This window comes from Lunatibacter salilacus, assembly GCF_009797935.1.
Lineage (GTDB): Bacteria > Bacteroidota > Bacteroidia > Cytophagales > Cyclobacteriaceae > Lunatibacter > Lunatibacter salilacus.
Genome location: NZ_VOLC01000027.1, coordinates 1 through 15247, shown reverse-complemented (window position 1 = coordinate 15247; position 15247 = coordinate 1). Strand labels below are relative to the sequence as shown.

Below are 15247 nucleotides of genomic sequence, written 5' to 3'. Positions count from 1 at the left end.
TTGTATAATTTACTTGATAATTAGCCTCTTGGTTGCGGAAACAGCGCCACTGGTAATTTTCACAATATAGACTCCCTTGGGCAAAAACTCCGTTCCAAAGCTATACGTCTGATTAAGCGTGTTTTCAAATGTTTTATCATAGGCCAACTTGCCGGACATCGTCAATATTTCAATCTGCACATCCTCAAATTCGTCCAAGTTGAAGACGATTTGAAATCTATCCTCTGCTGGATTCGGATAAATCAGGGCGTTGTTTAGGCCGGGGTCCACACGGAAAGGTTCATTGGAATAAAATAACTCCAAATTATTTAAATAAACGCTGGCCCCCGCAGCTCCCTCGTCGCTTAACCTTAAGAACAACCTCAGTTGCTCATCTTCAATGCCTGCGTAGGCACTTAGGTCTATGAACTCACTCCTAAAATCATCCGGGTTATTGATGGAAGGCATGGTGCCAGATCCAAGTGGATTCAATTCTCCGCCCGACTTGCTCCATACCACATCACCGGTAACTCCGCCATCCCTGCTTACGAGTACTTCCAAGGCAATTGGAGACCCCGCTTCAAAACCTCCTGCTGTCCAATCAAATACAAGGCTCGCTTCGGAGGTTTCACTTAGATCAAATAGAGGAGAAGCCAGCCAATAGGACAAACTGGATTCTGGGGACGCCACTCCCAGTACGTTTTGATCTCCTTCCGCAAGCGGAAATTGTCTCCAGGAAGTAAAATTCCTTTCCGGATTAATCCTTATCCAAGAGCCAATTGCCTCCAATCCATTAAAATTCTGCCTCCATGGACTTTGTATTTCAGCGTCGCTTTGAACAAAATACCTCGTAAGCAAACTTTCATTACCACCATTCTGGTCAAAATTCGGTTCATATATTCGATAGTCCATCCTGTTCTGACCGTTTCTGATCGTGTTTGGCAACGAAATGGGGATTATCTCGCCGGGGGCCAAATTAAAATCTTCGATCACGAACGTTTCCTTATCCTCTTCCCTACTGTTAAGCATAATATCAACCGGAAAGCGGCGAATGGGAAGATTGCCCGTGTTTTGTACAGCGATGATTTCATTTTCCTGGTTTCCCGCAGTGACAGGCAATGGACTTAACAGCCTTTCAATCCTGAAATCATAGCGGTAGATTTCCGATTCGTTGATGGCAATATCTTTTAGATAGAGATTGTTTCCAAAACCGTTGGAAGAAATAAAGGCAATCCTTACATCTGAAAGCCCCGAATAGGCACTGAGGTTAACCAGTTCACGTCTGAATTGATCATTGGAGCTCGGAGTAAACCCCGAGAACGTCAGCGGTTGTGTTGCCAAGGATTCATACCGTTTACTATATAAATAATCCACTACCTCAAAGGTGTTGCCGCAATCGACAGAAACAGCCACAGTGAGTCTTTCCTGATATAGCTCATTGTCAAAAGGGGAATAAGCCAACTTAAAGGTGAGTTGAGCCTCGTCCACCTCGGAAAGGTCAAAGCTGGGGCTAATAAAATAATCCACTTCTCCCTGCACATTGTAATTGAAAGCATTTAGGTAAATCAGTGATTCCGTCGTCCCATCAATAGGAAGGGAAATCTGCTCCCAAGTAACTGAATTGTCTGGATTCTGTATATCCCAATTATTAAAGTCAGCCGGTGAATAGACAAAAGGTAGTGAAATATGTTCGATATGTCGGGGAAATGAATTTTTGTAGTTGTTTAAGGGGTCGGAATCCTCCGTTCCATTAACAGATAGCACCTCGACTTCAAAAATATTTGAGTTCCCGGTTGGAATTGAAATGGGATTAAAACTTAAGGTGGTTGTCTCCCCGTAGTTCAGGGCAAGCTGAAAACGCCTCAGTTCGACCTCATTACCATTCAACCGAATGGCTACTTCCAATTCTTGAATTTGGTTGCTTCCCTTATTGGCAACGAATATCCGTGGGGTTACTTCCGGAGCACAAACATAATTTTCAGGTTCAAGAATACGCTCCACAGAAATATCATTCTCCAATAATTCCGGTTGATTCAATGCATTGCTAAACAACAGGGAGTTTCTCCGAGGACTAAATTGAAGTACCACATTCATCCGGTCTACCTGCCCTTGGGTAAAGATATTCATGCAGTTGTCGGGAGAATAATCCATGTAATTTTCGACCATGTCCCTGGATCCACATGAAATTCGGGGAGTGGCCGTACAATTTGTGGTAAATGACTGTTGAGCGGGTGTGTCTGTGACAAAATCGTCTACATCGCAATTATTACTATCTCCCCAAATATGGCGAAGTCCGAAAAAATGGCCAACTTCATGGGTAGCTGTCCTGCCGGAAACACTGGGAAGCGCATTTCCACCACTACCAAAATAACGGTAATCAATGGTAACTCCATCAGTTTGCCGGGTAGAAGCGGGAAAATCCAACCCTTCCAATTCGTTGGAAATGGGAAAGGTCGCATAACCGATATTTGGAGCCTGCATGGGAATCACCCAGATATTCAGGTAATCCTCCGGAGGCCAGGAGGCCAGTTGGGAAATAAAGGCATTGAATCCAAGCGGATAACTATCTCTGGGTCCTTCAACCCTGTTAATGCCGTTGGTTGGCATTCCGTCAGGATCCCTGCGGGCCAAGACAAACTCTATCTTTGCGTCAGCAGCAACATCTAAAAATTCTTCCGGGGTATTGACTGCATCCAGGTTTAATCGCCTAAAGTCCTGATTTAGGGTTTCAATCTGGGAAAAAACCTGCTCATCGGGAATATTGGCCTCCATGCCTAAAGCCGTCCCGGTGTGAATTACGTGTACCACCACCGGAATCTGACGTACAGTTTCATCGGTTTTTCGAGATGACTTTTCCAACCTTGAAAGCTCACTTTGCTTGTCTTGGATCCAGGATTCGAAATATTCTCTTGTACCGAATATGCCCAACTCCTTCTCCTGCTGTTTTTCCAAAAATACACTGGCACATTTCTCATCATGTTGATGTGAATTGTTTATCCCAAAGTAGGTTTGTGAATGACCTATCGGAAAAAAAGGAAACAACAAGAAAATAGCAGCTGTCAGGACAACTGCTTTTCTAACACTTTCTAGGATACCGCAGGATGCGTTAAGCGATTTCAACATTTACCGCTTCTACTTTTAATATTTCTGGGATAGCTTTTTTGATGGCTTCCTCCACACCCGCTTTGAGAGTCATCGTGGACATCGGGCAGGAACTACAGGCACCCAAAAGCTCCAATTTTAAAACCATGTCCTCGGTGAGGTCGATAACTTTCACATTTCCTCCATCTGCCTCCAAATACGGCCTGATGGTGTCCAAAGCGCTTTCGATTTGATCTATATATTGATTAAGCATATTTTTTGATTAGGAATTTACCTGAACAACCTCTGTTTTTTTCTTCTCAGCATTTCTGATGGCGACCTGTCGGGCCACATTTTCAGCTAGCAGGTTGAAGGCTTCACCGGATACACCTTCTTTGAGAACAGCAGGATAACCACTGTCCCCACTTTCCCGAATGCTTTGGACGATGGGGATTTCACCCAAGAATGGAACTTGAAACTTTTCCGCCAATCTCTTCCCACCATCTTTTCCGAAAATGTAGTACTTATTGTCGGGGAGTTCCTCAGGTGTAAAATAAGCCATATTTTCTATAACACCCAAAACAGGCACATTTATTTGCGGTTGCCTGAACATAGTCAGCCCCTTCGTTGCGTCTGACAACGCTACTTTCTGGGGAGTAGTTACGATTACCGCACCGGTCACCGGAATGGTTTGCACCATGGTCAAATGAATATCGGAGGTACCCGGAGGCAAATCCAACAACAGGTAATCCAAATCCCCCCAATCTACATCCCCGATAAACTGCTTCAGCGCAGAACTTGCCATGGGTCCCCTCCATACCACCGCGCTGTCCGCTGGAGTTAAAAATCCAATGGACATCAGTTTGACTCCATATTGCTCTATTGGCAAAATGATGTTTTTCCCGTTATCCTGTCTTACGGAGGGCTGCTCCCCTTCCACGTTAAACATGGTGGGAACAGACGGCCCTGAAATGTCCGCATCTATTAACCCCACTTTAGCCCCCAGTTGGGCTAGAGCTACGGCCAAATTGGCCGCACAGGTTGATTTTCCCACTCCCCCTTTTCCGGAGGCGATGGCTACGATATTTTTGACACCGGGAAGTAAAGGAGAATTATTTCGGGTCGTGGTTACGTTGGATGTCATACTGATATCCAGCACAGGTGTCTCTCCAAATGCCTTCACAAGTGCCTGAATACAATCATTTTTTATGACCTCTTTTAAGGGGCAAGCCGGCGTGGTCAACACTACCTTGAAAGAAATTTTATTCTCACTGATTTTCAAGTCCTGTATCATACCCAATGAAACCAGATCCCGCTTAAGGTCCGGGTCATTCACGGTAGACAAAGCCTTCAATACATTATCTTCTGAAAGACGCATATCTATTACTTACGAAATTTTTTGCAATTTAGTCTGAATTACCTTCTTATTAAAATTAATCTCGAATTCATGACCTGGGTTCAGTCATGAATTCTGAATTGCTTGAAAGCTGTCAACTTTAAAGAAATTACCATCATTACAGAAACAACCATTAATAAAATTGGTTTGAAAACGAGTTTTATAATCTAACAGTCTAATCTAAAGATATGGCGTATCTTTGTTGGCAGATTAGGCATCATCACAAATGGGAATCAGTAATGTCACAACCGACAGCGTTCGGGAAAGGGTAGATATAGAAGAAGTTGTCAACGATTATGTGCAACTTAAGCGCAAGGGACAAAACCTTTGGGCCTGCTGTCCCTTTCACCAGGAAAAATCCCCCTCCTTTTCGGTTTCTCCCGCCAAACAAATTTACAAATGCTTTGGCTGCGGAAAAGCAGGTGACCCCATTCAATTTATTATGGATATTGAGGGGGTTGGATTCACAGAAGCTATCCGTCATCTGGCCCAGAAATATGGCATCGATATAATAGAAGATGAGCATCAGGCAAGCCCCGAAGCCGTACAGGCTTATAATGAAAAGGAGAGCCTGTATATAGCACTTAGTTTTGCCAGAGACGAATTTGTCAGAAATCTGCAATCTCCGGAAGGAAAATCAATTGGGTTAAGTTATTTTAAGGAGCGGGGCTTTACACCGGCAGTTATAGAAAAATTTGATCTGGGTTATTCCATGGATGCCTGGGACACCCTTCTTGAAAAGGCTAAAACCGGAGGGTTCTCCGAGGAAGCCTTGCAAAAGGCCGGGCTAATCTTGGAACGTGAGCAGCAATCCGGGAAATTTTACGACAGGTTTCGCGGAAGGGTAATGTTTACCATACACAACTTGGGAGGCAAACCGATTGCCTTTGGTGCCAGAACCCTCAAAAAAGATAAAAACCAACCCAAATACATCAATTCTCCGGAAACGGCAGTCTACCACAAAAGCGATGTCCTATATGGGATCTATCAAGCCAAGCAGGCTATCCGGCAGCAGGAGAACTGCTATCTCGTGGAAGGATATACGGATGTAATATCCATGCATTTGGCGGGAATTGAGAATGTAGTGGCCTCCTCGGGTACATCCCTGACCGAAAATCAGATTAAGCTGATCAAACGTTTTTCCGACCAGGTGACTGTGTTGTATGACGGGGATGCGGCGGGCATCAAGGCCTCCCTTCGCGGCATAGATATGCTTCTGGAAGGTGGCCTAAACGTAAAGGCGGTGGTATTTCCAGACGGGGAAGATCCGGATAGTTATGCCCAGAAAGTAGGTGCGGATGCGTTTCAGTTATATTTAAAGGAAAAAGCCCAGGATTTTATCAGCTTTAAGATCGGCATTGTCAAGCAGGAAGGTCAATTTGACCCGATTAGTAAAGCCGCTGCTGTGCGCCAGGTAGTGCAGAGTATTTCAAAGATTCCTGACCCCATTTTGCGCACGCTCTACATAAAGGAATCATCCAGGCTGCTCGAAATTGAGGAAGAATTAATTCTAGCTGAATTAAATAAAATATTTCTTAAAGACGCCAACCGTCCCAGACCCCAAGAAAAGGAACCTCCTTCTGGCACCAGCTTCCCAGAGGACCTATTACCCACCGCAGAAACCACTCCTTCAAAAACAATCGGCCAACAACTACTCCGGCAGGAACGAGAGACCATGCGCTTGTTGATCAACTACGGCTTTGAGAAAGTAAGTGAAGAGCTGCGGGTCTGTGATTACTTGATTGAGGAAACGAACGAATTAAAATTTGAAACGCCGGTATTTATACGGATTTTCACCGCCTACAAAAGCGCCCTCCTCGAAGGTATCCTTCCCGATGCGGACTATTTCATCAAAACGTCAGATCCGGAAATCAAACAGGAAGTCATCCATATGATTACCCAAAAATACGAGCTTTCGGCACTGTGGGAGAAGCGGCATCAGATCTTCACCATCATGGAGGCCGATGATTTGGCCAAAACTGTCTATTTTGGCATTCTACGGCTAAAAAAGGGGGTAGTCAAAAAGATGATCCAGGAGCTTATGGGAAAAATGCGTGAAGCGTCAGAAAAGGATATTACTGATCTTCAAGGTGTTTATATGGAATTAAAAAAATATCAGGTAGAGATTGACAAACAGTTGGGCACAGTCATATCAAACTAATTTTAAACAAGTTTCCCGTAATAAGATTTAATTCGACTTAATTTGTGTTAAGGAAGATAGTAGTGAAAGATAATTGGTTAAAATGAAAGAAAATATTAAGCTAAACAGCATAGAGGAAGCCTTAATTGACATAAAAGACGGAAAGGTGATCATCGTGGTAGACGATGAGGACAGGGAAAACGAAGGCGATTTTATCTGTGCGGCAGAAAAGGTGACTCCTGAAATCATCAATTTTATGGCTACCCACGGTCGCGGTCTCATTTGTGCACCTCTGATTGAGGACCGATGTGATGAGCTTGGTCTGGAAATGATGGTCAATACCAATACTGCGGCATTTGAGACGCCATTTACTGTATCGGTAGACCTGATCGGACACGGTTGTACTACGGGGATTTCGGCAAGTGACCGTGCAAAAACCATACAGGCGTTAATTGATCCGGATATTCATCCGTCAGAACTTGGGAAACCGGGACATATATTTCCCCTAAAAGCCAAACGGGGAGGGGTATTACGGAGAACCGGGCACACAGAAGCAGCTATTGATCTGTCCAGATTGGTTGGTTTAAAGCCAGCAGGTGTTTTGGTGGAGATCATGAATGAAGACGGCACCATGGCACGTCTCCCAGATCTGATCAAAGTCGCCAAAAAGTTCGATTTAAAAATCATATCTATCCGGGATTTGATTGCCTATAGACTTCAAAAAGAATCCCTTATAAAACGGGAAATTGGTGTGGACATGCCCACTCAGTGGGGGAATTTCGAACTTATCGCTTTTGAGCAGACCAATACCAAAGAAATCCATATGGCCCTAATCAAGGGCAAATGGGACAAAGATGAGCCTATCATGGTACGTGTTCACTCTTCCTGCGTCACGGGGGATATTTTTGGTTCCTGCCGTTGCGATTGTGGTGCCCAGCTTCATAAAGCTATGGAACTTGTAGAACAGGAGGGAAAAGGAGTCGTGCTTTATATGAATCAAGAAGGCCGGGGAATTGGGTTGGTCAACAAGTTAAAGGCCTATAAATTGCAGGAAGAAGGAATGGATACGGTTCAGGCCAATTTAGCCTTGGGATTTCCGATGGACAAAAGAGATTATGGTGTAGGAGCCCAAATCCTTCGTGATCTGGAAATATCCAAAATCAGGTTAATTACCAATAACCCCACAAAGCGTGCGGGATTGTTGGGGTATGGGCTGGAGATTGTCGATACGGTGCCTTTGGAAATAGATTCCAATCCCCACAACGAGGTTTATTTACAAACCAAACGGGATAAAATGGGCCACCTCATCCTAAGCAAAAATTCAAATAAAATCAAATTGTAAAAATTCTGATGGGACCTCATATTTCTAACAATTGACATGGAATCCCTATCGACCTATCGACCCATCAACCTATCAACCCAAGATGAAACCCTGTAACCCCAACATTTGAAATTCAATTCCGTATAATTGGACAGAATCCAAAATTTAAACGAAATGAAAAAGTCGATTATATTCCTAATATTAAGTATCGTAATCATTTCTTCGGTTAAAGCTCAGGAATTCCCTTCCCAAATATGGCATAATGGAAAAGTATTTCTTTCAACCGGCGAAGTACTTACGGGCAAGGTAATGTATGATTTGGAAAACAACGTTGTCAAGTTGCAGGACGAATCCCTCACTACGCTAAACGCCGTATCCATCAATTATTTTGAAATCTTTGACGAATATTATGGTGGAATCAGGGTCTTTTATAGTCTCCCGTATGCAGCTACTTCCGATTATAAAGTGCCTATGTTTTTTGAGTTGCTCGTCGAAGGCGAAGGTGTCACATTGCTCTGTCGGGAATTCATAACCGTAGACAATAGAGGGATGAATAACATGGGTATGATGCGGGGCATGTATATGGGACCGATGTGGGGACCGCCTATGATGGGGTTTAGCCGATTGGCTTTTGACTTTTATTTTTTGGAAAATCAGGAAATATTCAAGTACGGGCAAAAGAAGCGTGAATTGTTTGAAATCATGGATGATAAATCCTCGGAGGTAAGATTGTTTATGCGGAAAAATAGGTTATCCCACGATAAAAGAGGTGATTTGCTCCGGATTACTTCTTATTACAATCAGTTAAAACAACAAGAATCTTAAATGTCAAAACCACTTATATTGGTTTCCAATGATGACGGGATCACTTCCCGGGGGATCAGAGTACTAGTAGATATCATGAAAGACCTAGGTGAGGTCATTGTAGTAGCACCGGATAGCCCCCAATCAGGAATGGGTCATGCCATCACCATTGGAAACACCCTTCGGCTTTACGAGGAGGAGATTTTTAAAGATGTGGTCTCGTTCAAATCCAGCGGCACGCCGGCTGATTGTGTCAAATTGGCCAAGCATTATGTATTAAAGGACCGCAAACCTGATTTGATAGTTAGCGGTATAAACCATGGCAGTAATACCTCGATCAGTGTGCTATATTCTGGAACCATGTCCGCAGCTATTGAAGGTGCGATAGAAGGTTTCCCCTCCATAGGTTTTAGTTTGTGCGATTATAGCTCCAAAGCTGAATTTTCTCATGTAGAAAGTTATGTAAAAGAAATCTCCAGACAGGTATTGGAAAAAGGAATGCCAAAGGGAGTGGCCTTGAATGTGAATTTTCCACCCAAAAGAAACGAAGCAATAAAGGGAATCAAAATCTGTCGACAGGCCAGAGCCAAATGGCAGGAGGATTTCGATGTCCGGTATGACCCCAATGGAAGAAAGTATTTTTGGCTTGCTGGTAATTTCGTCAATTTTGACAAAGGAGAGGACAACGATGAGTGGGCAATAGCGAACAACTATGTTTCGGTGGTTCCGTGTGAGTTTGATATGACCGCTCACCACGCCATCGCCCAGTTGAATGACGATTGGGATTGGGAGAGTATAAAGAATTTGTAGGTTTGAAAAAATTACGAATTACGAATGAAAAATTACGGGAGTATCAGCCGTAATTCGTAATTCCAGATTCGTAATTTAATACTTCTTCCTCCCCAACCCAAACTGATCCCCAGCCCGGATAATTTTGCCGTCTTCCACATGGACTTCAATCATTTTCTCACTGGCAACATAATTATGGTGTTCATCTTTAAGTAGCGTAATAATCTCCCGTGTTTCAACATCAATAACTTCCCCACTTGATGGATAAGCATATTTACCGTCCAAACTAAACGTAATCCATCCCGGCATATCCTGAAGGGGAATTGTAGTAAGTTGCTGATAAGGAGGATCTGCCTGGAAAACATGCAGGCGCATATTGTGGCCATCACAAAGCCAGATTTCCTTTTCATCCGGAGTAAGGCCTATTCCATGGGCAGGATTGCCATGCCGTCGAACGGGCCCCTTGTCCCACCCCTCTACAACTACCTTGGCTAAAACTTCTCCAGAATTTAAGTCCCCTACTTCAAATCCCAACAACTCGTTGACATTGACATAGACCAGCGTCTCGGAGCTGTTTACTGTAAATGGGCGGATTCCATGTGAAAAGGGACCGATTGTTTTGACCACTGTGTGTGATTCAGTTTCGGCAACATGCAATAGGGGTGAGGAAATGTCCGCCATATAGGCATGCATTCCGGAAAGTCCGATTATGGTGTTGTGGGCCCGTTCCACTACATCTATTTTCTTGATTACATCTCCCGTCTCGCAGTCGATTACATTCCAAAAATCTTTTTCCAACGACGGCATATACATCGTTTTACCGTCTGGCGTAATGGACATCCGGTCCGCACCACCCTCATAGGCCCGCTCCCATACCACCTTTTCGGTAGCTAAATCCATGCGTTGCAAACCTTCCAAGGTGCTTATAAAAATACTGTTTAAGGATACACTTACGGCAATACCTTTTACATTGGATGGCTTGCCACTGGCCATAAATCCCTGTGTAGGAATCCGCTTTACAAAGTCATGGTTGTTGTCCATATCAAATACCAACAGCCCATGTCCCCCATACCCCAAATAATTTCGGATACCGGGTACAGCAACATAGAGATACCTGGAAGATTTTACTATATTTTCGGGTTTGGGATCATTGAGCAGATCATTTTCTGTCAGATTTGAAAAACTCATCAATACAACTAGAACAAGAAAACTGGTAATTTTCGCAAGGTATCTGGAAACAGGATGCATGGTATATTGGGTTTATTGGTTTTTTGACTTCGATAAAATTAAACTACAATAACAGAAATATAACTTGAATATTGAAAAATACGCTGCAATTCAAAAAAATAGGTCAAAATATCTTACCGGGATTCAATAAGTTGGTAGGGTCTAATGTACACTTAAGTAATTTCATCAAGGTTATCTCTTCCGAAGATCTCGAATAGGTCAAATACTTTTTTTTATGTACTCCTATGCCATGCTCGGCAGAAATAGATCCCCCGTATCGACTTAAAGGCGAATAGATAATTAGATTTACAGGTTCTTTTAACACAGCTTTTCCATCGGTCTTACTCACGCTTAGATGGGACAAGTCTATCTACCCATAATCCTATCAACCCCTCACCTGTTTGAGACTGGAGACGAGTCAACCTAATAACTCGTCACCCACCACTTTTCACTTTCAACCCCGGCTGGGTGTAGGTACTATCTTTTGAAACAAGGGTTTTGAGAAAATTTTTATCTTTGTGATACCGAAGAGGAATCACAAAGTGATCGTTCAAACAAATCCAAAATCCCGTAGGGATGGCCGACTTAATAGCCCCGGGTTTCAACCCGGGGGATTGAGAAATAGCGTTTAGTTTGCGTTTTGGCCGCCAAAGCCCTTAATTACAGCCCAGCCCTTTCCACCAAAACCCCTCCGCGGTTGATACAGCGTTTCGTCTCGGAACCGACTATTCCCCGGCTGGGTGCTTGCCATCCCTACAACCCGGCCCAAGCCTAAAACAGTCCTCAGGACTGTTTATTAACGGCTCGTCCTACCCTTCTATTAGTTCCTATTTGCAATTGGAAATGGACGGAATTACCAATAATCGACGGCTATCAAACCTTCTAACCCAGCGTAATGTCATATGATTATAATTGTCTTTTAATGGTCATAACTTGCCCCGGTTTATCGGGGTGGAATCTCGCTACTATAATCATCTCATTGTGTAAATATCTCGTCATGCTCGATTTTTTGCGCTCGAACACATATAGTCTTCAGGTTTTTCCACAATTCCTGCCCCGCCCGGGTGTATGAGTTTGCAACTACACCTTAACTGATTTTTAACCCAACGGATGATATTCCCGTATTTGCCCTTCCAGCTGTGCCTGTTTGTTCTCAGTTACTGAGGAAGGGGTCAAATGTACCAGTTAAACGGTCAATACTTTTTAGGCATCAACAACTTTTCACTATTCACTTTTCACTTTTCCACAGAGTGTTCAAAATGGCCGATATGTGTTTACTAATAAATTCTTTCGTAAGCCATTGCAAATGGCAGGAAACGGATTACGTCCTACAAGTAGGTAAGAAATAGTAGGGTGTAGTGGATACTACACCCAGTCGGGGCCTCGGCAAAAATCTGGATTACGTTATTTCATCATCTGATCCAAACAAAAGAGTTACGGATGAAACAAAACGTTTTTTGGAAGATTTGGAAGGGACTGTCCTCCTGGATATTTTGGATGAAAACGGGATGTTGATGATTGGTGAAAATCTCTACCACCTGGATTTTAACAGAGGCGTTGTCGTAGTTACCGACAACCTTGGTTTAAAAGAAGATATTTTAAATAATAATTTCGAGGATTCCGCCGTTAAGATTTTTAGTTTTGAGGAGGATGTTTTGGATCTTGTTTTGGCAAATGCAGAATCTACAGTTGAAAAATCTTCAGTAAATGGCAGAATTTTAAATTACGATCCATATGCACCTACTATTTCTTCAGGATGTGGTTGGGATAAATGTGACAACAACAATGATTCCAAACAGAATGTTGAGGGGACTACTTCCAATGGAAGCAATTTCACATATAGACTGGAGGCCAAACATGTTTATCAAAGTGTAGGAGTCTATTTTAGGTTGTTTTCTGAAGCAAAGCATATGCGGAGGCCCAGTGGTTCACCCCTCACCTGGAACAGCGAGCCTACTACCATGTATATTTACTATAATTACGAGTATGTAAGCAGAAAAAACAATATAGGATTTAAATCAGGGAACAGTTATGCGAATGCGCTAACAAATCATCTTAAACCTACTTACTATGAAGCCAACAGAAGTTTAAGTAAATTTTTCTTAAACACACAGTATTACGTAGAAATTGGAGGAAACCATGGTTCTGCTTCAGACGGCTCAATTGCTTGGAGTTTTAATTTGAGAAGAATATCCAAAGGCTATTAAAAGAATGATGAAAAACATTATTTCTGCGTTCGTTCTTTTTTTAACCTCGGCATCAATAACCTTGAGCCAGGATATATATGTTGGGGCAAGGGTAGGCGGATTTATTACCGATTGGGAGAATTCAGGTTCACTTGCCGTTCTACAATCGAGAAGTACACGTTTGTGGAATTATAATCTGTACGCCAGACAGGAGATTTTGGAACATCTATATATCGGGATGGAGGCTGGATTCAGCCGGTCAACTGCAGAACTTAATGTTTTTCAACCGGAAAGAAAAATAGCCAAAGGAAACGGTCCGACCCTGGCATTTTGGTCAATCGTTCCTACAATAAGGAAAGATTTCCCTCTATCAGACAGTAGATTTGGGTTCCAGGCTTCATTATCCGTACCAGTGAACTATACCAGTTTTGACAATTATGAATATGCCGGGGACGAATTCGGAGGAGTCATCCGGGTTGGCGATAAACTTCCTATTACGGATATTTATATTTATGGCAATGAAAGTGTCAGCAGAAGATTCAGTGTCTTTTTAAGACCGGAAGTTGGCGTATTTTATAAATTGAATTCAAGAGGAAGAATTTCTGTGGACATTATGTGGGGGATTAATCCTAGTAGCCCATTGGTAACAAGAAATTTTCATGAAGTTGTCTACGAAGGGGAAACATTTGACGCAAGTCTCCACAAATACCATGGTCAATATTTGGCTTATACCATCGGATATGAGTACAGAATATTCAAGTGATTATTTGACAATATCCCCAGGCTGGGTGTTGTTTGCAACTACACCCTTCTATTAATTCCAATTTGCAATTGGAAATGGACGGAATTACCAATAATCGACCTCTATCAAACCTTCTAACCCAGCATAATTCCTTGCGCTCGAACACATATAGTCTTCAGGTTTTTCCACTATTCCTGCCTTTACCGGATTCTCATGAATATATTTCATTCTACTTTCAATCATTTCGGTTCGATAAAGTTCAATCGCATGGTTTTAATCTGATAATAATTGATTTTTAAGGCCAGATTGAATCTCGCGAAAATAATCATCCCAGCGTGGGACGATTTTCTCATGCTCGATTTCATGTGTCCAAAATTGCATGTCACCGGCTCTTTTGTTTAATTTAGCATGATAAGCAAAAATCATCTTTAACCATTCCTTTCTGCTTTCCTGCGGATTTTCCAGTATCATTTTGAGCAATTTCTTGCTGTAAACTTCTTAAAATCACGTACCCAACCTGACAATTTTCCATCTTTTTGTTGAACAACCAAGTGAAGGTGATTGGTCATGATAACATAACCAAAGAGAAAAAGTCCCTTCTCCTTTCTACAATAAGTTAGATCTTCCAAGATACAGTCCCTATACAGCTTTCTTGAAAACACATCTGCCCATCCCACCACTTGGAAGGTTAAAAAATAGGGCATTTCCTGATCTCGTATTTGGTAAGCCTCTCCCATAGCTGAAAATAGTTTATCCGCACGGAAATTACAAATGAATATAGATGTCTATAAATGGAAGGAATGGTTTTTTTGGAGCCGTCTTCAAATCTCAATAAGAAAGTATTCAAAATGTCTGTTATGTGTTTACTAATAAATTCTTTCGTATGCCATTGCAAATGGCAGGAAACGGATTACGTACTCCAAATAGATTAGAAATAGTAGGGTGTAGTGGATACTCAATGGTATTAAGTTAGTCGATTTTTGTTGGTTTTGTCTCCTCGTCTGACCGATATTTTGTAAGGTAGCCGATTGATCCTTGAGATTGGGCATGGATCATTCATCCTCTACTTTTTTAGAAGTCTGTTTTTGCGGCGATATGTAGAATTTTTTCCGGTTCCCCGGCTTTTGCTTTTTTTTATTTGTAATTGGGGTTCGTCGGATTCTTCCTGCCCAATCCGACCCTGGAAAATTTTCTGCCGGGTCGAATGGCGGTAATTGAGCTGCTTACTAGGGTTACGAGCTCTTCGAGCAGGTTACCGAGTTTATCTTTGCTGAACATTTTTACAATGGCGTCCCGTACAAACCGGAAGGCATTTTGCCAATTATACTTATAATCCCTTTTTCTGTGCTCTGTCTTTTTTTCAATCTGTTCAACGGCGGCCAACCCTGTAAGAGCCACCAGATTCATGACAAAGATATGGGCGTGGAATTCCTGATATATTCCCCCCGGCTTTCTGGAACCGAAGTGTCCAAGTTTCATCTTTGGCTTGAGGTTCTTGATTCCTTCTTCCACCCCCCACCTCATGGAGTAAAGTTTCACCATCTCCTCCCTGCTTACCGTTTCCATGTCCGTCAGGCTGCTG

General features: G+C 42.6%; 14 protein-coding genes. 6 read left to right on the top strand and 8 right to left on the bottom strand.

The features are described 5' to 3' along the window. Nucleotides 1-9: 9 nt before the first annotated feature. From FQ608_RS25045 to FQ608_RS25035, 3 genes are read right to left on the bottom strand one after another with little or no spacing between them, the layout of a single operon-like run. Nucleotides 10-3102 carry a M43 family zinc metalloprotease gene (locus FQ608_RS25045; RefSeq protein WP_158861239.1) on the bottom strand — a complete coding sequence of 1031 codons (3093 nt, stop codon included), beginning with the start codon at nt 3100-3102 and terminating at the stop codon, nt 10-12. After that, a complete protein-coding gene (locus FQ608_RS25040) occupies nt 3086-3334 on the bottom strand; it encodes a NifU family protein (RefSeq protein WP_158861238.1) in 249 nt (82 codons plus the stop codon). The genes FQ608_RS25045 and FQ608_RS25040 overlap by 17 nt, the downstream gene beginning before the upstream one ends. Nucleotides 3335-3343: 9 nt before the next feature. Further along, nucleotides 3344-4438: an Mrp/NBP35 family ATP-binding protein gene (locus FQ608_RS25035; RefSeq protein ID WP_158861237.1), complete on the bottom strand. Its 1095-nt coding sequence runs from the start codon at nt 4436-4438 to the stop codon at nt 3344-3346. A gap of 244 nt (nt 4439-4682) precedes the next feature. Here FQ608_RS25035 and dnaG point away from each other — a divergent pair, with 244 nt between their 5' ends. From dnaG to surE, 4 genes are all read left to right on the top strand, one after another. After that, nucleotides 4683-6617 (top strand): DNA primase, encoded by a 1935-nt coding sequence (gene dnaG / locus FQ608_RS25030; protein WP_158861236.1) that lies wholly within the window; start codon nt 4683-4685, stop codon nt 6615-6617. An 82-nt stretch (nt 6618-6699) separates the two neighbouring features. Continuing rightward, nucleotides 6700-7938 (top strand): bifunctional 3,4-dihydroxy-2-butanone-4-phosphate synthase/GTP cyclohydrolase II, encoded by a 1239-nt coding sequence (locus FQ608_RS25025; protein ID WP_158861235.1) that lies wholly within the window; start codon nt 6700-6702, stop codon nt 7936-7938. Between the two features lie 153 nt (nt 7939-8091). Next, entirely contained in the window at nt 8092-8742 is a 651-nt protein-coding gene (locus FQ608_RS25020; protein WP_158861234.1) for a hypothetical protein, read from the top strand. Then, complete coding sequence (gene surE / locus FQ608_RS25015) at nt 8743-9531, top strand: 5'/3'-nucleotidase SurE (protein ID WP_158861233.1); 789 nt, start codon at nt 8743-8745, stop codon at nt 9529-9531. A gap of 75 nt (nt 9532-9606) precedes the next feature. On the opposite strand, the gene FQ608_RS28230 is transcribed toward surE, so the two are convergent. Together FQ608_RS28230 and FQ608_RS25005 are read right to left on the bottom strand one after the other, a co-directional pair. Beyond that, a complete protein-coding gene (locus FQ608_RS28230) occupies nt 9607-10758 on the bottom strand; it encodes a YncE family protein (RefSeq protein ID WP_199856470.1) in 1152 nt (383 codons plus the stop codon). 103 nt (nt 10759-10861) lie between these two features. Further along, complete coding sequence (locus FQ608_RS25005; RefSeq protein ID WP_234364387.1) at nt 10862-11086, bottom strand: FAD-linked oxidase C-terminal domain-containing protein; 225 nt, start codon at nt 11084-11086, stop codon at nt 10862-10864. Nucleotides 11087-12095: 1009 nt separating this feature from the next. On the opposite strand from FQ608_RS25005, the gene FQ608_RS25000 reads away from it, so the two are divergent. Together FQ608_RS25000 and FQ608_RS24995 are read left to right on the top strand one after the other, a co-directional pair. After that, entirely contained in the window at nt 12096-12944 is an 849-nt protein-coding gene (locus FQ608_RS25000) for a hypothetical protein (RefSeq protein WP_158861232.1), read from the top strand. A gap of 61 nt (nt 12945-13005) precedes the next feature. Further along, nucleotides 13006-13686, top strand: coding sequence for a hypothetical protein (locus tag FQ608_RS24995; RefSeq protein WP_158861231.1), 681 nt, complete (start codon nt 13006-13008; stop codon nt 13684-13686). 252 nt (nt 13687-13938) lie between these two features. Here FQ608_RS24995 and FQ608_RS24990 read toward each other — a convergent pair whose 3' ends face one another. The 3 genes from FQ608_RS24990 to FQ608_RS24980 all read right to left on the bottom strand — a co-directional run. Then, nucleotides 13939-14136: a hypothetical protein gene (locus FQ608_RS24990; RefSeq protein ID WP_158861230.1), complete on the bottom strand. Its 198-nt coding sequence runs from the start codon at nt 14134-14136 to the stop codon at nt 13939-13941. Then, on the bottom strand, nt 14133-14402 hold the full coding sequence (locus tag FQ608_RS24985; RefSeq protein ID WP_158861229.1) for a transposase: 270 nt from the start codon (nt 14400-14402) through the stop codon (nt 14133-14135). Before FQ608_RS24985 ends, FQ608_RS24990 begins: the two co-directional genes overlap by 4 nt. Before the next feature lie 397 nt (nt 14403-14799). Beyond that, nucleotides 14800-15247: transposase (locus tag FQ608_RS24980; protein WP_158861228.1), on the bottom strand; the 448-nt coding region annotated here is incomplete at its 5' end.